This is a genomic window from Curtobacterium sp. MCBA15_004 (assembly GCF_001865055.2).
In the GTDB taxonomy this organism is placed as follows: Bacteria; Actinomycetota; Actinomycetes; order Actinomycetales; family Microbacteriaceae; genus Curtobacterium.
Window position 1 is genome coordinate 1 of the sequence record NZ_CP126266.1, and the last position, 18,011, is coordinate 18,011.

14 protein-coding genes and 2 tRNA genes are annotated in these 18,011 nt (G+C 68.9%); 13 read left to right on the forward strand and 3 right to left on the reverse strand.

The genetic code is table 11. The features are described from left to right. The 10 genes from dnaA (at position 1) to QOL16_RS00050 (ending at position 11,621) form a co-directional block, all read left to right on the forward strand. The gene (dnaA, locus tag QOL16_RS00005) at positions 1–1,467 is read left to right on the forward strand and encodes a chromosomal replication initiator protein DnaA (RefSeq protein ID WP_065960460.1); all 1,467 of its coding nucleotides are present in this window, start codon (positions 1–3) and stop codon (positions 1,465–1,467) included. 625 nt (positions 1,468–2,092) lie between these two features. After that, a complete protein-coding gene (dnaN, locus tag QOL16_RS00010) occupies positions 2,093–3,238 on the forward strand; it encodes a DNA polymerase III subunit beta (protein WP_071285555.1) in 1,146 nt (381 codons plus the stop codon). Positions 3,239–3,308: 70 nt separating this feature from the next. Beyond that, positions 3,309–4,196: a phosphogluconate dehydrogenase (NAD(+)-dependent, decarboxylating) gene (gnd, locus tag QOL16_RS00015; protein WP_139197518.1), complete on the forward strand. Its 888-nt coding sequence runs from the start codon at positions 3,309–3,311 to the stop codon at positions 4,194–4,196. Positions 4,197–4,226: 30 nt separating this feature from the next. After that, positions 4,227–5,570, forward strand: a complete 1,344-nt coding sequence (gene recF, locus QOL16_RS00020; protein WP_071285557.1) for a DNA replication/repair protein RecF — start codon at positions 4,227–4,229, stop codon at positions 5,568–5,570. Next, positions 5,570–6,070, forward strand: a complete 501-nt coding sequence (locus QOL16_RS00025) for a DUF721 domain-containing protein (protein ID WP_065960451.1) — start codon at positions 5,570–5,572, stop codon at positions 6,068–6,070. Before recF ends, QOL16_RS00025 begins: the two co-directional genes overlap by 1 nt. A 133-nt stretch (positions 6,071–6,203) precedes the next feature. After that, positions 6,204–8,213, forward strand: a complete 2,010-nt coding sequence (gene gyrB, locus QOL16_RS00030) for a DNA topoisomerase (ATP-hydrolyzing) subunit B (protein WP_071285559.1) — start codon at positions 6,204–6,206, stop codon at positions 8,211–8,213. Between the two features lie 117 nt (positions 8,214–8,330). After that, positions 8,331–10,961 (forward strand): DNA gyrase subunit A, encoded by a 2,631-nt coding sequence (gene gyrA, locus QOL16_RS00035; RefSeq protein WP_071248044.1) that lies wholly within the window; start codon positions 8,331–8,333, stop codon positions 10,959–10,961. Continuing rightward, positions 10,954–11,361, forward strand: a complete 408-nt coding sequence (locus QOL16_RS00040) for a DUF3566 domain-containing protein (protein WP_065960445.1) — start codon at positions 10,954–10,956, stop codon at positions 11,359–11,361. The genes gyrA and QOL16_RS00040 overlap by 8 nt, the downstream gene beginning before the upstream one ends. Before the next feature lie 76 nt (positions 11,362–11,437). Further along, positions 11,438–11,514: transfer RNA gene (locus tag QOL16_RS00045), tRNA-Ile, on the forward strand. 34 nt (positions 11,515–11,548) lie between these two features. After that, positions 11,549–11,621, forward strand: a tRNA-Ala gene (locus QOL16_RS00050). A 740-nt stretch (positions 11,622–12,361) separates the two neighbouring features. On the opposite strand, the gene QOL16_RS00055 is transcribed toward QOL16_RS00050, so the two are convergent. Beyond that, a complete protein-coding gene (locus tag QOL16_RS00055; RefSeq protein ID WP_083230051.1) occupies positions 12,362–12,937 on the reverse strand; it encodes a hypothetical protein in 576 nt (191 codons plus the stop codon). A 116-nt stretch (positions 12,938–13,053) separates the two neighbouring features. On the opposite strand from QOL16_RS00055, the gene QOL16_RS00060 reads away from it, so the two are divergent. Both QOL16_RS00060 and QOL16_RS00065 read left to right on the forward strand, forming a co-directional pair. Further along, positions 13,054–13,593, forward strand: coding sequence for a peptidylprolyl isomerase (locus QOL16_RS00060; protein WP_065960438.1), 540 nt, complete (start codon positions 13,054–13,056; stop codon positions 13,591–13,593). Positions 13,594–13,599: 6 nt separating this feature from the next. Further along, positions 13,600–14,454 (forward strand): rhomboid family intramembrane serine protease, encoded by an 855-nt coding sequence (locus tag QOL16_RS00065; protein ID WP_065960433.1) that lies wholly within the window; start codon positions 13,600–13,602, stop codon positions 14,452–14,454. Positions 14,455–14,902: 448 nt separating this feature from the next. Here QOL16_RS00065 and QOL16_RS00070 read toward each other — a convergent pair whose 3' ends face one another. Next, positions 14,903–15,157: a cell division protein CrgA gene (locus QOL16_RS00070; protein WP_058741043.1), complete on the reverse strand. Its 255-nt coding sequence runs from the start codon at positions 15,155–15,157 to the stop codon at positions 14,903–14,905. A gap of 80 nt (positions 15,158–15,237) precedes the next feature. Here QOL16_RS00070 and QOL16_RS00075 point away from each other — a divergent pair, with 80 nt between their 5' ends. Continuing rightward, positions 15,238–15,882 (forward strand): aminodeoxychorismate/anthranilate synthase component II, encoded by a 645-nt coding sequence (locus tag QOL16_RS00075; RefSeq protein WP_065960429.1) that lies wholly within the window; start codon positions 15,238–15,240, stop codon positions 15,880–15,882. A gap of 270 nt (positions 15,883–16,152) precedes the next feature. Here QOL16_RS00075 and pknB read toward each other — a convergent pair whose 3' ends face one another. Further along, on the reverse strand, positions 16,153–17,955 hold the full coding sequence (pknB, locus tag QOL16_RS00080) for a Stk1 family PASTA domain-containing Ser/Thr kinase (RefSeq protein WP_302847185.1): 1,803 nt from the start codon (positions 17,953–17,955) through the stop codon (positions 16,153–16,155). Between the last annotated feature and the right edge of the window lie 56 nt (positions 17,956–18,011).

An 18,011-nucleotide genomic window follows, 5' to 3' on the forward strand; every position in this document is an offset into this window, starting at 1 on the left:
ATGACGATGCCGGCCGATCCCGTCGAGGACCTCTGGTCCTCCGTCCTGGGCCTCCTGTCGGAGGACGACCGCATCACGCCGCAGCTGCACGGCTTCCTCAACCTGGTCGAACCGAAGGGCGTCCTCGCCGGCACCCTCTACCTCGAGGTCCCGAACGACCTGACCCGCGGCATGCTCGAACAGCGGATCCGGATCCCGATCACCGAGGCGGTCTCCCGGGTCGGCGACGACTCGGTCGCGAACTTCGCGATCACGGTCAACCCCGACATGGCCTCCGAGCCGCGGGTCGACCCGGTCGTCTCGTCGCACGTGCCCGAGTACGCCGAGCCCGTGCAGCAGCCCGTCGAGCAGAGCGCGGCACCGCGGCAGTACATCGAGGCGCCGTTCGTCCCGAGCCAGATCGACGCACCGGGCACGAGCGGGCGCCCGGAGTCCCGGCTCAACCCGAAGTACAACTTCGACAACTTCGTCATCGGGTCCTCGAACCGGTTCGCCCACGCCGCAGCCGTCGCGGTCGCCGAGGCCCCGGCCAAGGCCTACAACCCGCTCTTCATCTACGGCGACTCCGGGCTCGGCAAGACGCACCTGCTCCACGCGATCGGCCACTACGCCGAGAGCCTCTACCCGGGGATCCGCGTCCGGTACGTGTCGAGCGAGGAGTTCACCAACGACTTCATCAACTCGATCGCGAACAACCGCGCGAACCAGTTCCAGCAGCGGTACCGCGACATCGACATCCTGCTGATCGACGACATCCAGTTCCTGCAGGGGAAGGACTCCACGCAGGAGGCCTTCTTCCACACGTTCAACACGCTGCACGACCACAACAAGCAGGTCGTCATCACGTCGGACGTCGCGCCGAAGCACCTCACCGGCTTCGAGGACCGGATGCGCTCCCGCTTCGAGTGGGGCCTGATCACCGACGTGCAGGCACCCGACCTCGAGACCCGCATCGCGATCCTCCGCAAGAAGGCGCAGTCCGACCACCTGCAGGTGCCGGACGACATCCTCGAGTTCATGGCCTCGAAGGTGTCGAGCAACATCCGGGAGCTCGAGGGGACGCTCATCCGCGTCACGGCGTTCGCGAGCCTCAACCGGACGGCCGTCGACATGGCCCTGGTGCAGACGGTGCTCAAGGACCTGATCACCCTCGACGACGACAACGTGATCGCGCCGACGGACATCATCAACCACACCGCGGAGTACTTCAAGCTCTCCGTCGACGACCTCTACGGGTCCTCCCGGTCGCAGGCGATCGCCACCGCTCGGCAGATCGCGATGTACCTGTGCCGCGAGATGACGAGCCTGTCCCTGCCGAAGATCGGGCAGCTGTTCGGCAACCGCGACCACACCACGGTCATGTACGCGAACAAGAAGATCACCGAGCTGATGAAGGAGCGGCGGTCGATCTACAACCAGGTCACCGAGCTGACGAGCCGCATCAAGCAGGACCGCCGGTACCGCTGAGCCCGGCTCCACCACCAGGTCACCGAGACCGCACCCATCTCCGGCAGCCGCACCGAGCAGGACCGCGAGCCGCATCAAGCAGGACCGCCGCTCCCGCTGATCCGCGCGACGCTGTCCATCCGCTGCCCCCGGGACGTCCGACGCGCCCCCCGCCGACCCTGCGGGCCCGGTTCCGTCGTCGCGCCCCCAACCCGGCCTGGAGGCACGGATCACCTCCCCGGATCGGCCCGCCTCAGCGCCCATCCACCATCTGAGACGGTTCCATGGGCCGAGATTCCCACAGTGTGGAAAGCCTGTGGATAACTGTGGAGGACACGCGGTCCGGTTGTACACAGATCCACACCCACCTGTGGAGACTGGGGATGGAAGTGGATAAGTGACTTTTGCTCATCCAGAAGCCGTCAACACCCCACTCACAACTCACACGTGTGTAGTTCCCTGTGGAGAACTGGGATGCACAGAGTTGTCCACAGTGTGCACAGGCGTTAAGACCATTACTCCTTGTCATCTAGATCACTCCAGAGGCCAACCTTGTGGAGGGCCGAACGACAAGAAATCCGGCGCTCCCTCCGCTGTGCCACAATGGGGCGGCCGGACAGTCAACCGATCGACAGGGGTCCCAGCTGTGAAGTTCGAGGTCAACCGGGACGTCTTCTCCGAAGCCGTCTCCTTCGCGGTGAAGCTCCTCCCACAGCGCACGACCCTCCCGATCCTCTCCGGCGTCCTGATCCACGCAGAGGGCGACCGGCTGACGCTCTCGTCGTTCGACTACGAAGTCTCGGCGCAGACGTCGATCACGGCCCAGGTCGACGAGTCCGGCACGGTGCTCGTCTCCGGCCGGCTCCTGAACGACATCGCCAGCCGCCTGCCGAACGCCCCGGTCACCTTCACGACCGAGGAGTCCCGGATCTCGGTCGCCTGCGGCCCGGCGCACTTCACGCTGCTGTCGATGCCGGTCGAGGAGTACCCGACCCTCCCCGAGATCGGCGAGCAGACCGGTGTCATCCCGGGCGACGCCTTCTCGGAGGCCGTGTCCCAGGTCGCCGTCGCCGCGAGTCGTGACGACGTCACCCCGGTGATCACGGGCGTGCAGCTCGAGGTCGGCGACAACGACCTGTCGCTCACCGCGACCGACCGCTACCGCGTCGCGATCCGCACGATCGCGTGGGACTCCGGCCGCGTCGGCTCCGAGCCCCTGCACGCACTCGTCCCCGCCCGCACCCTGCAGGAGGTCGGCCGCACCTTCGGCTCGGCGTCCACGGTGTCGGTGTCGATCAGCGGCAGCTCGGACCGCGAGCTCATCGCGTTCCACGCCGACGACAAGACGGTCACGTCGCTGCTCATCAAGGGCAACTACCCGCCGGTCCGCCGGCTCTTCCCCGAGACGGTCCAGGACCACGCGGTGATCAACACCGCGGAACTGGTCGAGGCCGTCCGACGGGTCTCCCTCGTCCTGGAGCGCGAAGCCGCCCTCCGGTTCTCCTTCTCGGTCGACGGGCTCACGCTCGAGGCGATCGGTTCCGAACAAGCGCAGGCGTCAGAGTCGATCAGTGCGTTGCTGACCGGTGAGGAAACGGTGGTCTCGCTGAAGCCCGCCTTCCTCCTGGACGGGTTGAACGCGGTGCACTCCGAGTTCGTCCGGATCTCCTTCACCAAGACGGAGAACCCCAACAAGCCGGGCCCGGTGCTCATCACCGGCCAGACCTCCCAGGAGGCCCCGGCGACGGACGGATACCGGTACCTGCTGCAGCCCAATCTCCTGCTGCGGTAAGCGCAACAGCCGAACACTGCGCTGACGCGCCAACCGTGCATCAGCGCGACGACGAACAGAAGAGGAAATCATGCACATCGGTCTTGTCGGCCTCGGTCGCATGGGCAACAACATGCGTGCCCGTCTCCGCAACGCAGGCATCGAGGTCACCGGGTACGACGCGAACCCCGCCGTCTCCGACGTCGCCGACCTCGGCGCACTCGCCGCCGCACTGCCCGAGGGCAAGAAGCTCGTCTGGGTCATGGTCCCGCACGGCAAGATCACGGACGACGTGATCTCCGACCTGGCCGAGGTCCTCGGCGAGGGCGACCTGGTCATCGACGGCGGCAACTCGAAGTGGCTCGACGACGAGGTGCACGCCAAGCAGCTCGACGCCAAGGGCATCCGCTACATGGACGCCGGCGTCTCGGGCGGCGTCTGGGGCAAGGACAACGGCTACGGCCTCATGGTCGGCGGTGCCGCCGAGGACGTCGAGTTCGCGATGCCGGTCTTCGACGCGCTGCGTCCCGAGGGCCCCCGCGAGGAGGGCTTCTCGCACGCCGGCGGCGTCGGCGCGGGCCACTACGCGAAGATGGTCCACAACGGCATCGAGTACGCGATCATGCAGGCGTACGGCGAGGGCTACGAGCTCCTCGAGGCGAAGGACATCGTCCACGACGTGCCCGCCGTCTTCGCCGGGTGGCAGCGCGGGACGGTCGTCCGTTCCTGGCTGCTCGACCTGCTCGTCCTCGCGATCAACGAGGACCCGAAGCTCGACGAGCTCGAGGGCTACGTCGACGACTCGGGCGAGGGTCGCTGGACCCTCGAAGAGGCGATCGAGCTCGCGGTGCCGATGCCCGCGCTCTCGGCCGCGATGTTCGCCCGCTTCGTCTCGCGTCAGGGCAGCCAGTCCCCGACGATGAAGGCCGTCGCGGCGCTCCGCAACCAGTTCGGCGGCCACGCCGTCAAGAAGGCGTAGCCCGGGTACCCACCCGGACCCTCGGCCCGCGTGCACGTCGACCACCTGCAACTCACCGACTTCCGGAACTACCGGGAGGCGGAGGTGGTCCTCGCACGCGGGCCGAACCTGTTCGTCGGGCGCAACGGGCAGGGCAAGACCAACCTCGTCGAGGCGATCGGCTACCTGTCCACCCTCGGATCGCACCGCGTCCCGACCGATGCGGCACTCGTCCGCCAGGGCTGCGACGCCGCGATCGTCCGCGCACGTCTCGCCCACGACGACCGCAGCATCCTCGCCGAGGTCCAGATCAACCGGACCGGGTCGAACCGTGCGCAGGTGAACCGGGCGGCGATCAAGCCGCGCGAGCTCCCGCGCTACTGCACGAGCGTCCTGTTCGCACCCGAGGACCTCGCGCTGGTCCGCGGCGAACCGGCCGGCCGGCGCCGCATGCTCGACGAGCTGCTCGGCCAGATCGCGCCGCGGATGCAGGGCGTCCTCGCCGACTACGACCGCACGCTCCGCCAGCGGAACACCCTGCTGAAGTCGGCGCGCGCGACCGGGTCCCGCGCTGGCTCCCTCGCGACGCTCGACGTCTGGGACGAGCGACTCGTGGCCTTCGGGTCCGAGGTCATCGCCGCGCGCGACCACCTCACCCGCCGGTTGGCGCCCTTCGTCACCGAGGCGTACGCGACCGTCGCCGGTGAACGGCACGAGGCCACGATCACGGGTGTGCTCAGCGTGCGGGGCGGCGACCCCGAGGACGCCGCGGCGACCGACCCGGTGCTCGGCACCCCGGAGGAACCGGTCTCCGTGGCGGCCGCCGCCGATGCCTTCCGGGCCGCGCTCGAGCGCCGTCGCCGCGACGAGCTCGACCGTGGCCTGACGCTCGTCGGACCCCACCGGGACGACGTGCTCTTCCAGCTGAACGGGTTACCCGCCCGTGGGTACGCGAGTCACGGGGAGTCGTGGTCGTTCGCGCTCGCGGTCAAGCTCGCCAGTGCCGCTGTCCTGCGCGCGGAGTCGACCCTCGGCGACCCGATCATCATCCTCGACGACGTGTTCGCCGAGCTCGACGAGTCCCGCAGGGAACGCCTGGCCGGGGCGGTCGCCGACTACGAGCAGGTCCTCATCACCGCCGCCGTGCACGGGGACGTGCCGGCCCAGCTCGCGGCGCACACCGTGCGGATCGAGGCCGGGACGATCGTGACCGACGAGGCGGACGCGAGCAGTACCTCCCGTCCGACCGCCGACCACGCGACCGGCGCGTCCGAAGCAACTGACCCGTCCGACGCGACCGACGCGACCGACCTGTCCGGCGAGACCGACCTGTCCGGCGCGACCGTCACCCCCGCGGCGGCACCCGCGGCGACGACGACCGGGGCGGACGCCTGATGCCGAAGCCCTGGAAGCCCACCGAGCCGAGCCGGGTCTACCGCCACCTCCGCGCGGTGTACGGCGACCCCTCCCTCCGGACCGTCGACGCCCGTCGCCGTCGTGCCCGCGAACTCGACGCCGACTCGGTGCCGTACGGTCGCGGCCGCGAACCCCGGGGTCTCGGCGACGTCGTCGGCTCCCTCGCCGCCGAGCTCGGCTGGACGGAGCCGCTCGCGCGCTCCGAGCTGTTCGTCGACTGGCCCGCGGTGGTCGGCGAGGAGCTCGCGAAGCACTCGCGACCGATGACGATCGACGACGGTGCGCTGGTCATCCGGTGCGACTCGACCGCGTGGGCGACGCAGCTCCGGCTCATGCGCGCCACGGTCACCACGACGATCGCCGAGCGGCACCCCGAGGCCGGGGTCCAGTCCATCCGGGTTTCCGGGCCGGACGTCCCCACCTGGAAACGCGGTCCCAGGACCGTCCAGGGGCGCGGCCCGCGCGACACCTACGGCTAGGCCGACGAAATCGTCCTACCGGACGAAAAAACCCCGTCTGTGGGCCGAACACGGCCTCGGATGCGGGGGTCCCTACGGTAGACTCGGGGTGCAGTGTGCGGCCGTTCCGCGCGCAGGCAGGAGCCACTTCGAGATGACAGCAGAATCTGACGACGACCAGACGATCCCGCAGGGCGAGACCGAGCAGGCCCCGCAGCCGGAACCATCGTACGGCGCAGACCAGATTCAGGTGCTGGAAGGGCTCGAAGCGGTCCGCAAGCGCCCCGGCATGTACATCGGCTCGACCGGTCCGCGCGGGCTCCACCACCTCGTGCAGGAGATCGTCGACAACTCCGTCGACGAAGCCCTCGCCGGCTACTGCGACACCATCGACGTCACCATCCGCGAGGACGGCGGCGTCCGCGTGGTCGACAACGGCCGTGGCATCCCGGTCGACGTGCACGCGGCCGAGGGCGTCTCGACGCTCCAGGTCGTCCTGACCGTCCTGCACGCCGGCGGCAAGTTCGGTGGCGGCGGCTACGCGGTCTCCGGTGGTCTGCACGGCGTCGGCTCCTCCGTCGTGAACGCCCTGAGCTCCGAGCTCGACGTCGAGGTGCGCCGCCAAGGCCACGTCTGGCGTCAGAGCTACACCGACGGCGTCCCGGTCGCCCCGGTCGCCCAGGGCGAAGCGACCGACGAGACCGGCACGACGATCACGTTCTGGCCGAACGCCGAGATCTTCGAGACCGTCGAGTTCGACTACGAGACCCTGCGCACGCGCTTCCAGCAGATGGCCTTCCTCAACAAGGGCCTGCGGATCACGCTGCGCGACGAGCGGACCCCCGACGAGGGCGAGGAGTCGCGCGGCGACTCCTTCCGCTACGAGCGCGGGCTGCCCGACTACGTCGAGTACCTCAACGCGCAGAAGAAGGCCGATCTCGTCCACCCGGACGTCATCGCCATCGAGGCCGAGGACACCGAGCGCAAGATCGCGCTCGAGATCGCGATGCAGTGGAACACCTCGTACCAGGAGAGCGTCCACACCTTCGCGAACACGATCAACACGCACGAGGGCGGCACCCACGAAGAGGGCTTCCGTGCCGCGCTGACCTCCCTGGTGAACAAGTACGCCAAGGACACGAAGATCCTCAAGGACAAGGACGACAACCTCACGGGTGACGACATCCGCGAAGGGTTGACGGCCGTCATCTCCGTGAAGCTCGGCGAACCGCAGTTCGAGGGCCAGACGAAGACGAAGCTCGGCAACACCGAGGCGAAGGGCTTCGTGCAGCGCGTCGTCGGCAGCGAGCTCAGCCACTGGTTCGAGAGCAACCCGACGCAGGCGCGTGACGTCATCCGCAAGGCGATCCAGGCGTCGCAGGCCCGTCTCGCCGCCCGCAAGGCGCGCGAGACGACCCGGCGCAAGGGGCTCCTCGAGTCGGGTGGCATGCCCGGCAAGCTCAAGGACTGCCAGTCGAAGGACCCGACGGTCTCCGAGATCTTCATGGTCGAGGGCGACTCCGCCGGCGGTTCCGCCGTGCAGGGCCGCAACCCGATGACGCAGGCGATCCTGCCGCTGCGCGGCAAGATCCTGAACGTCGAGAAGGCCCGGCTCGACCGTGCGCTCGCCAACCAGGAGATCCAGTCGATGATCACGGCGTTCGGCGCCGGCATCGGGGAGGACTTCGACCCGGACAAGGCCCGGTACCACAAGATCGTGCTGATGGCCGATGCCGACGTCGACGGGCAGCACATCACGACGCTGCTGCTGACGCTGCTGTTCCGGTACATGCGCCCGCTCATCGAGCGCGGCTACGTGTACCTCGCACAGCCGCCGCTGTACCGCCTGAAGTGGTCGAACGCCGCACACGAGTACGTGTTCAGCGACCGGGAGCGCGACGCGATGATGACCGCGGGTCTCGCCTCCGGCAAGCGCATCCCGAAGGACAACGGCATCCAGCGCTACAAGGGCCTCGGCGAGATGGACTACAAGGAGCTCTGGGACACCACGATGAACCCGGACACCCGCACGCTCCTGCAGGTCACCCTCGAGGACGCCGCCGCGGTGGACAGCGTCTTCGCGACGCTGATGGGCGAGGACGTCGAGTCCCGTCGCCAGTTCATCCAGCAGAACGCCAAGGACGTCCGGTTCCTCGACATCTAGACCCGGTCTGGAGGCGCGGTGCCAGCCGCGTCGACCAGTCCCGACCACCTGTGGTCGCGCCCGGCGCGACGAACGGAACCCCTGCCTCCAGGCAGTGCAGAAAGGTGACCAGGCCACATGGCTGACGACAACGAGACGAACGACGAGCAGCCCGAGATCGTGCACGGCGACTCCGGCGACATCGTCGTCTCCGGAGACCGCATCTCGCAGGTCGACCTGCAGCTCGAGATGCAGCGCTCCTACCTGGACTACGCGATGTCGGTCATCGTCGGCCGCGCCCTGCCGGAGGTCCGGGACGGGCTGAAGCCGGTGCACCGTCGCGTCATCTACGCGATGTTCGACGGCGGCTACCGCCCGGACCGCGCGTTCTCGAAGTGCTCGCGCGTCGTCGGCGACGTCATGGGGCAGTTCCACCCGCACGGCGACAGCGCGATCTACGACGCACTCGTCCGCCTGGTGCAGCCGTGGTCGCTCCGGTACCCGCTCGCGCTCGGCCAGGGCAACTTCGGTTCGCCCGGCAACGACGGCGCCGCAGCCCCCCGGTACACCGAGACCAAGATGGCGCCGCTCGCCATGGAGATGGTCCGGGACATCGACGAGGACACCGTCGACTTCCAGGACAACTACGACGGCCGCACGCAGGAGCCCGCGATCCTGCCGGCCCGCTTCCCGAACCTGCTCGTGAACGGCTCCGTCGGCATCGCGGTCGGCATGGCGACGAACATCCCGCCGCACAACCTGCGCGAGGTCGCGGCCGGTGCGCAGTGGGCGCTCGAGCACCCGGACGCGACGCGTGAGGAGCTCCTCGGGGCGCTCATGCAGCGGATCAAGGGCCCGGACTTCCCGACCGGTGCGCAGATCCTCGGCACCAAGGGCATCCAGGACGCGTACCGCACGGGCCGCGGGTCGATCACGATGCGTGCCGTCGTGAACGTCGAGGAGATCCAGGGCCGCACGTGCCTGGTCGTCACCGAGCTGCCGTACCAGGTCAACCCGGACAACCTCGCGATCCGCATCGCCGAGGGCGTCAAGGACGGCAAGCTCGCCGGCATCGCGGACATCCGCGACGAGACCTCCGGCCGCACCGGCCAGCGCCTGGTCATCGTGCTGAAGCGCGACGCCGTAGCGAAGGTCGTGCTGAACAACCTGTACAAGCACACGCAGCTGCAGGAGAACTTCGGCGCGAACATGCTCGCGATCGTCGACGGCGTGCCGCGCACGCTCGCGCTCGACGGCTTCATCTCGGCGTGGGTCGACCACCAGATCGACGTCATCGTCCGCCGCACGCAGTACCGGCTGCGCGAGGCCGAGAAGCGCGCGCACATCCTGCGCGGCTACCTCGCGGCACTCGACGCCCTCGACGAGGTCATCGCGCTCATCCGTCGCTCGCCCGACGTGGAAGAAGCGCGCACGGGCCTCATGGACCTGCTCAGCGTCGACGAGATCCAGGCGCGCGCGATCCTCGAACTGCAGCTCCGTCGCCTGGCCGCCCTCGAGCGCCAGAAGATCCACGACGAGGCCGACGAGCTCGAGCGCAAGATCGCCGACTTCCAGGACATCCTGGGCTCGGAGACCCGGCAGCGCAGCATCATCAGCGACGAGCTCGCCGAGATCGTCGACCGCTTCGGCGACGACCGCCGCAGCGAGATCCTGCTCGGCTACGACGGCGACATGTCCATCGAGGACCTCATCCCCGAGGAGGAGATGGTCGTCACCATCACCCGCGGCGGGTACGTCAAGCGCACGCGCAGCGACAACTACCGCTCGCAGCACCGCGGTGGCCGTGGCGTCAAGGGTGCCCAGCTCCGGGCCGACGACATCGTCGAGCACTTCTTCGTCACGACGACGCACCACTGGCTGCTGTTCCTCACCGACCAGGGCCGGGTCTACCGCGCCAAGGCGTACGAGCTCCAGGAAGCCAGCCGCGACGCCAAGGGCCAGCACGTCGCGAACCTCCTCGCGATGCAGCCCGACGAGCAGATCCAGCAGGTGCTCGACATCCGCGACTACGAGGCCGCGCAGTACCTCGTGCTCGCCACCGAGCAGGGTCTCGTCAAGAAGACCGCGCTCACCGAGTACGACACGAACCGCACCGGTGGCATCATCGCGATCAACCTGCGCGAGGGCGACAAGCTCCGCCAGGCGTTGCTCGTCGACGAGACCGACGACCTGCTCCTCGTCTCGAAGCACGGCATGTCGCTGCGCTTCACCGCGACGAACGACAGCCTCCGTCCGATGGGGCGCTCGACCTCCGGCGTGAAGGGCATGTCGTTCCGCGGGGACGACTCGCTGCTCGCGGCGCGGGTCGTGTCCGACGACGGGTACGTCTGGGTGATGACCGAGGGCGGCTACGCCAAGCGGACCTCGGTCGACCAGTACCGGGTGCAGGGCCGTGGTGGTCTCGGCATCAAGGTCGCCAAGTTGGCGGCCGACCGGGGCGACCTCGTGGGAGCGCTCATCGTGGGCGGCGACGACGAGGTGCTCGTCGTGCTGCAATCGGGCAAGGTGGTAAGGTCTGCCGTGTCCGAGGTGCCCGCCAAGGGTCGCGACACGATGGGTGTGGTCTTCGCGAGGTTCGCGGAGAACGACCGGATCATCGCGGTGGCCCGGAACAGTGAGCGGAACCTGGACGACCAGGACGACGCCGAGATCGAGCCCGCAGGCCCGGTGGAGACGGTCAGCCCTGACGAAGCGGCCCCCGAACCGACCGAGCCCGTGGCCGGAGAGGACCAGTCAACCAATGAGTAGTGTCGCCGAGAAGCTCCAGAAGAAGGCGAAGCGGCCCGTCGGCACCCGTCAGGTGCGACTGCGGCTCGTGTACCTCGACTTCTGGTCGATGGTCAAGCTGTCCTTCCTGATCGCCCTGGCCGGCTCGATCGTGATCGTCGTGGCGACCGCCCTGGTGTGGATCATCCTCAACCAGACCGGTGTCTTCACGCAGATCGACGCCCTGCTCAAGGACGTGACCGGGCAGAGCGGGTACTCGATCATGGACCAGTTCTCGCTGGGCCAGGTCCTCGGGTTCTCGGTCGTGGTCGGCATCCTCAACGTCGTCGTGGGCACCGTGCTCGGCGCGATCGTGAGCGTGCTCTACAACCTCAGTGTGCGGATCACCGGCGGCTTGCTCGTCGGGTTCACGAACAACTGACACACCCGGGCTGGGTGGGTCGATCCACTCGATTTCGTTCTGCGGGATCGGTGCGGTAGGCTTTCATCCGGTCTGAGGGGCTATAGCTCAGGCGGTTAGAGCGCTTCGCTGATAACGAAGAGGTCCAAGGTTCAAGTCCTTGTAGCCCCACCACGTACGACATCCGGTCGGTACCTCGGTACCGTACGGGGCCTTAGCTCAGTTGGTAGAGCGCCTGCTTTGCAAGCAGGATGTCGGGAGTTCGATTCTCCCAGGCTCCACTCCGAACAGCCCCTGGTCGCCTCTGGCGTCGCAGGGGCTTCGTCGTTCCCGGGTGTGCGTGTGCGTGTGCGCGTGCGTGTGCGTGTGCGTGTGCGCGGCGTTCGGGGGTGCGCGCCGAGGTGCCGGAATTGCGGCATCTCGCCGGCGCTGGGCGCGGTCATCGACACCTCGACGTGCTGGGCGCGGGGAGTTCCGACACCTCGACGTGTGGCGCGAGGCGAGTCGTGTCACCTCGGTGTGGCGCACACGCCGGACTGCGGCCGGGCACAACGCGACGATCTACGACGTGACGGAACGGCGGGGCCGTCGCGTGAGCAGGGTGCGCACCGGACGGGAGGCGCGGGGCGGGCTGGCAGCGCGCCTCCAGTCCGCGCTGCCGACCAGCAGTACCGACGCACGCCGCTTGCCGACGGGCGCACGCCGCTTGCCGACGGGCGCACGCCGCTTGCTGACGGGCGCACGCCGCTTGCTGACGGGCGCACGCCGCTTGCTGACGGGCGCACGCCGCTTGCCCATGGGCGCGCCGGTCGCCCAGGGTCGCACGCCGCTCGCGCACCCCACCGGCGATCGGGCAGGACGCGCCGCGGGGAGGACGGCGGGTGGGCGGTGTTCGTCGCCGTGGGCCGACGAGCGTGACAGATCGTGCGCGCTCAACGGGGCCCAGCGCCGTCGACCTCCCGTGCCAGGGACGACGAAGGGCCCCGGCGCAGTGCCGGGGCCCTTCGAACGAACCGGGAGGTCAGGCGGACTTCTTCTCCGCCGAGTCAGCGTCGTCGGCGACCCACAGGTCGTCGTCGGCGCGGAGCGTCTGGTACGCCGCGTAGGCAGCACCGGCGACGGCGACGACACCGACCACGATGAGGGCGACCCCACCGAAGCCGAGGCCCTTCTTCTGGTGACCGGGCGTGTACTTCGCCGCGGCCTTCTTCGCCTTGGCGCCCTTCTTCTGGGCGTCCTTCACGATCTTCTTGACGCGCGGGTCCTTGGCGAGGTCCTTGACGCTCAGGACCGAGCCAGCGGTGGCGACGAGCCCCGGGACGACCTCGGTCTGGAAGCGGTGCGAGGCGTTCTGCGCGGCCGAGGTGGCTGCGTGGACGCTCGTGGCGACAGCGGGACGGATCCCGTTGTCGATCGCGTTCTGCACGCGGGGTGCGATGTCCTTGCGAGCTGCGTCTGCGGCGTGCGAGCGAGCCTCGGCGAGGATCGCGTTCGCGTGCTCCAGGACCTTGCGCTGCTCGCCGAGGAGCGAGGCGGTCTTGCCCTTGAGCTTCTTGATCTGCTTCCGACGCTTGCGCGGGATCTCGATCGTCGTCATCTGGTACCTCCATCGGAACGGCGTGACCCCATCCTGCCACCGGGGCGGCTGACAGGTCACGGAGCCTCAGCTGTGCAATCCGTGTCTGCACCGGGAGTACATGCGAGAATCGGAACATGTCTCTGCACACCGCTGTCGCAACGATCCACACGAACAAGGGCGACGTCCGCGTCAACCTGTTCGGCAACCACGCTCCGAAGACCGTCAAGAACTTCGTCGACCTCGCGACCGGCAAGCAGGAGTGGACCCACCCGGGCACGGGCAAGGTCTCGACCGACAAGCTCTACGACGGCGTGATCTTCCACCGCATCATCAAGGACTTCATGATCCAGGGCGGCGACCCGCTCGGTCAGGGCATCGGTGGCCCGGGCTACCGCTTCGACGACGAGATCTCCCCCGAGCTCACCTTCCAGAAGCCGTACATCTTCGCCATGGCGAACGCCGGCATCCAGGGCGGCCGGGGCACGAACGGTTCGCAGTTCTTCATCACCACGGTCGCCACCCCCTGGCTCCAGGGCAAGCACACCATTTTCGGTGAGGTCGCGGACGACGAGTCGCGCGCGGTCGTCGACGCGATCGAGGCCGTCCCGACCGACGGTCGCGACAAGCCGCTCGAGGACGTCGTCATCCAGAGCATCGACGTCGAGGACGTCTGAGTCCAGGTGACGGACCACGCTGCGAACCCGGGCAACTTCTGCTACCGACACCCGGACCGGCAGAGCTTCATCCTCTGCCAGCGCTGCGGACGGACGATCTGCACCGAGTGCCAGACGCCGGCTGCGGTCGGGGTGCACTGCCCGGAGTGCGTCCGTGAACAGCGGGCACAGTTCGCGGCGAACCGGAAGGCATCCGGAGCGCCGAGCGGCCTGACCGTCGCTCGGCGCCGGTTCGCCATGCTCGACCAGAAGGGCACGTTCGTGCTCGTGGTCGTCTCGGTGGCGATCTGGCTGCTCGACCAGGTGACCGGCCGGTACCTGACGGCACTCCTTGCGTACAACTCGCTGCTGCTGCCCACGCAGCCGTGGCGGATCGTCACGTCGCTGTTCGTGCACTCGGGCTTCTTCCACATCGCCTTCAACATGTGGGCGCTGTGGGTGTTCGGGCGCATGCTCGAGAACCTGCTCGGGACGTGGCGCTTCCTGGCGCTGTACTTCATCTCCGGGATCTTCGGCACCCTGGCGGTCACCGTCCTGGCGCCCGGCACCGGTGTGCTCGGTGCCTCGGGGGCGATCTTCGGGCTCTTCGCGGCGTTCTTCGTCATCCAGCGGAGCCTGGGGATCAACGCCGTGCAGCTCCTGGTGATCATCGGCCTCAACCTCGTGATCGGGTTCCTGCCCGGGACGAACATCTCGTGGCAGGCGCACGTCGGCGGCATCGTGGGCGGCTTCCTCACCGGCCTGGTGTTCGCCCAGACGCGGAACATCCGCCGTCGGCCGTTGCAGATCGCCCTGCTCGTGGCCGAGGCTGTCGCGGCGATCGCCCTGATCTACGTCGGGTACGCCGTCACGATCGGCTGATCCCGGCCTGGTTCGTCGAACGCCCCACCGCAGTGCGCGGTGGGGCGTTCGTCGTTCCCGCGCCCTCGAAGCGGATGTGACGGCCAGTGGCGCGGATGTGACGGGCCCGCGGAGCGCAGGACGTCGTCGTTTTCCACACCTCTGCACGGAGTTCTCCACAACTGGGGACAACTCGGTGAGTTACACGCGTGTGATTATCCCCACTGTGGATGCACATGTGGATAACTCCGGGGCGTGGGTGTGGATGACGCTGGGGAAAGTGTGGAGAACTGGGGAGAACTCCGCCCGTGGTGTGGAGAGCGGCGCCGACGGCCGGCCGAGCTTGTGGACAGACCGGAGTGCGTTCACGCAACCGAGCACCACGTTGCTCCGGGCAGCTTCGACCCCGGGTACACGACGACGCCCGCCGCACCGAGGGGTGCGACGGGCGTCGGAACAGCGGAGGTGGCTAGCGCCAGCGTGTGGTCATGAGGAAGCCGACGAACATGATGCCGAAGCCGATGAGGATGTTCCACGACCCGAGCGACGGCACGGGCAGCGTCGTGTTCGAGATGTAGAAGACGATGACCCACGCCAGCCCGACCAGCATGAAGCCGAACATGACGGGCTTGAACCACACGGGGTTCGGCTGGTCGCCGGCCGTGTCGACCGAGTCGGCTCGGGTCCTCCGGGCGGGCTTGGTGCGGTCCTTGTCCTTGGCCATGGCCGGTATCCTACCGTGACCGCGTGTGCGGCACGGCCCCCAGGAGCCGCACACACCCCCACAGGTACGGTGATGCGACCATGACCAAGATCCTCGTCGTCGACAACTACGACAGCTTCGTCTACACGCTGAACGGGTACGTGCAGCAGCTCGGAGCCGAGACCGACGTCGTCCGCAACGACGCCTTCCCCGAGTCCGAGATCGCCGAGCGCCTCGCCGACTACGACGGCGTGCTGCTCTCCCCCGGCCCGGGGACGCCCGCCGACGCCGGGGTCTCCATCCCGACGGTGCGCGCCGCGATCCAGGCCGAGACGCCGCTGCTCGGGGTGTGCCTCGGCCACCAGGCCATCGCGGAGGCCCTCGGCGCGACCGTCACGCACGCCGAGGAACTCATGCACGGGAAGACCTCGCAGGTCGACCACGACGACAGCGTCCTGTTCACCGGCGTCCCGCACCCCTTCACCGCGACGCGCTACCACTCGCTGGCGATCGTCGACGGCACGGTGCCGGACGAGCTCACCGTCACCGCGCGGACCGGTGGCGGCGTCATCATGGGTGTCCAGCACCGCGACCACCCCGTGTACGGCGTGCAGTTCCACCCGGAGTCCGTCCTCACCGAGGGCGGGTACCGGATGGTCGGCAACTGGCTCGAGACGACCGGCCTGACCGGTGCGGCCGAGCGGGCCGCGGCGCTGAACCCGCTCATCGCCGCACAGCGCGGCTGAATCGACCGCGCGGACTGCCCGCCGCCGTCGGGGCGGCCGCGGGTGGCGGGCTCTGGAGCCAGCCATGTGGCCCGCCGAGCAGTCCGACGGACGTGGGGCGTGCCTCCAGACCGGTGCGAGGCGTCCCCGCGGGTCGCGACCGTCCCGTCGCTGCGGGATGCGCTGAACGCGACGCGACGCGACGCGACGCGAGGCGACGCGCGTCGCGAGGAAGGCGCTACGCCGTCACGATCGCCCGTCCGCCTCGGCGGTCGCCCGCGTCGGCGGTCGCTACTGGCCGGGGGACGGCGGCGTGCCGCCCTGCTGCTGGCCACCGTTCGCCGGCGACGACGGCTGCTGCGTGGGCTTGTCCGAAGCAGCGCAGTAGACCAGCGTCACCGAGCTGCCCTGTGCGATGTCACCCTCCGGTGCGCTCTGCTGCACGACGAGGCCGCCGGTGCAGGAGTTCGAGGCCACGGGGACCACGGTCAGGCCGAGCGAGACGAGGGTCTGGTTCGCGGTCCCGAAGGGCTGCTGCGTGACGTTCGGCAGGCGGACCTTGCCGTTCGAGACCCGCAGGTTCACGACCGAGCCCTTGGTGAGCTGCGTCGTCGCTGCTGGGTCGGAGTCGATGACGGTGCCCTCGGGGATGTCGTTCGAGTAGTCGGAGTTGATCGCACCGACCTGGAAGCCGGCCGCCTTCAGTGCCTGTTGTGCGGCGTCCTGGGTCTGCCCCGCCAGGTCGGGGACCGCCACCTGCTCAGGGCCGAGCGACACGATGACCCGGATGCTCTGCTTGCGCGCGACGTTCGTGCCGGAACCGGGCTCGGTGCGGATGACGGAGTCCTTCGGGACGTCGTCGGAGTTCTCGCCGACCTCGACCGGGCTGAGGTCGCGCTGTTCGAGCGCGGACTTCGCCGAGTCCCACGTGCCGCCGACGACGTTCGGGACGGAGACCGAGGACGACACCGGCGCCTTGCCGGGCTGCAGGTTCGCGACGAAGAAGCCGACGCCGGCGATCACGGCGATGGTCAAGATGATGCCCACCCAGATCCACGCCACCGGCGGGCGGTTCTGGGTCCGCTGCGGGCGGTGCTCGGCGGTGTCGTCGTCGAGCTCGCGGAACGCGACCGCGGGGTTCGACGTCGTGCGCGGGTTGACCCCGAACAGCATCGTCGACGCGTCGTTCGCGGCGTTCTGTTGGAGCTTGCGGGTCGACACCGGCACCTTGCCCGCTGCGGCCTGCTGCAGGTCGGAGCGGAACTCGGCGGCGTTCTGGAAGCGTCGGGTGCGGTCCTTCACGAGCGCGTGCAGCGTCACGGCGTCGAGGGCCGGCGACACGGCGTGGGCGATCGTCGACGGGGCCACCGGCTGCTCGCTCACGTGCTGGTACGCGACCGCGACGGGCGAGTCACCGATGAACGGTGCCCGGCCGGTGAGGAGCTCGAAGAGCACGACGCCCGTGGAGTAGATGTCGGTGCGCGCGTCGACCGTCTCGCCGCGGGCCTGCTCCGGCGAGAAGTACGAGGCGGTCCCGAGGATCGACGTCGTCTGCGCGACGGTCGCCGAGGTGTCGGTGATGGCCCGGGCGATGCCGAAGTCCATGACCTTGACCTGGCCGTTGTGGGCGACCATCACGTTCGCGGGCTTGATGTCGCGGTGGACGACCCCGGCGCGGTGCGAGTACTCGAGCGCGGTGAGGATGCCCTCGGTGATGCGCACGGCCTCGGACGGGTCGAGCGGGCCCTCGGCGACGATGTCCGAGAGCGCACGGCCCTCGACGTACTCCATGACGATGTAGGGCACCTGCACCTCGGCGCCCGAGGTCTCGGTGACGGTTTCCTCGCCGGCGTCGTAGACGCGGACGATGGTGGGGTGCGCCATGCGCGCAGCCGCCTGGGCTTCCTGGCGGAAGCGGATGCGGAACGCAGGGTCGTTGGCGAGGCTCGGCTTGAGCAGCTTCACCGCGACCTTGCGTCCGAGTCGGGTGTCGGTGCCCACGTGCACCGTCGCCATCCCACCGCGACCGATGACGTCGCCGATCTCGTAGCGGTTGGCGAGGAGCGCGATCCCCGCGGTCACACCTTCAGGCACGTACTCCTCCGAATGTCCGTCCGGGACAGTGTACGGCAGCGTTCACTGGCAGCCGG

What these genes read in the sequence shown, in the direction of transcription:
- dnaA (WP_065960460.1), top strand. Translation starts at nt 1, where the DNA reads ATGACGATGCCGGCCGATCCCGTCGAGGACCTCTGGTCCTCCGTCCTG.
- gnd (WP_139197518.1), top strand. Translation starts at nt 3,309, where the DNA reads ATGCACATCGGTCTTGTCGGCCTCGGTCGCATGGGCAACAACATGCGT.
- QOL16_RS00025 (WP_065960451.1), top strand. Translation starts at nt 5,570, where the DNA reads ATGCCGAAGCCCTGGAAGCCCACCGAGCCGAGCCGGGTCTACCGCCAC.
- gyrB (WP_071285559.1), top strand. Translation starts at nt 6,204, where the DNA reads ATGACAGCAGAATCTGACGACGACCAGACGATCCCGCAGGGCGAGACC.
- gyrA (WP_071248044.1), top strand. Translation starts at nt 8,331, where the DNA reads ATGGCTGACGACAACGAGACGAACGACGAGCAGCCCGAGATCGTGCAC.
- QOL16_RS00040 (WP_065960445.1), top strand. Translation starts at nt 10,954, where the DNA reads ATGAGTAGTGTCGCCGAGAAGCTCCAGAAGAAGGCGAAGCGGCCCGTC.
- QOL16_RS00055 (WP_083230051.1), bottom strand. Translation starts at nt 12,937, where the DNA reads ATGACGACGATCGAGATCCCGCGCAAGCGTCGGAAGCAGATCAAGAAG.
- QOL16_RS00060 (WP_065960438.1), top strand. Translation starts at nt 13,054, where the DNA reads ATGTCTCTGCACACCGCTGTCGCAACGATCCACACGAACAAGGGCGAC.
- QOL16_RS00070 (WP_058741043.1), bottom strand. Translation starts at nt 15,157, where the DNA reads ATGGCCAAGGACAAGGACCGCACCAAGCCCGCCCGGAGGACCCGAGCC.
- QOL16_RS00075 (WP_065960429.1), top strand. Translation starts at nt 15,238, where the DNA reads ATGACCAAGATCCTCGTCGTCGACAACTACGACAGCTTCGTCTACACG.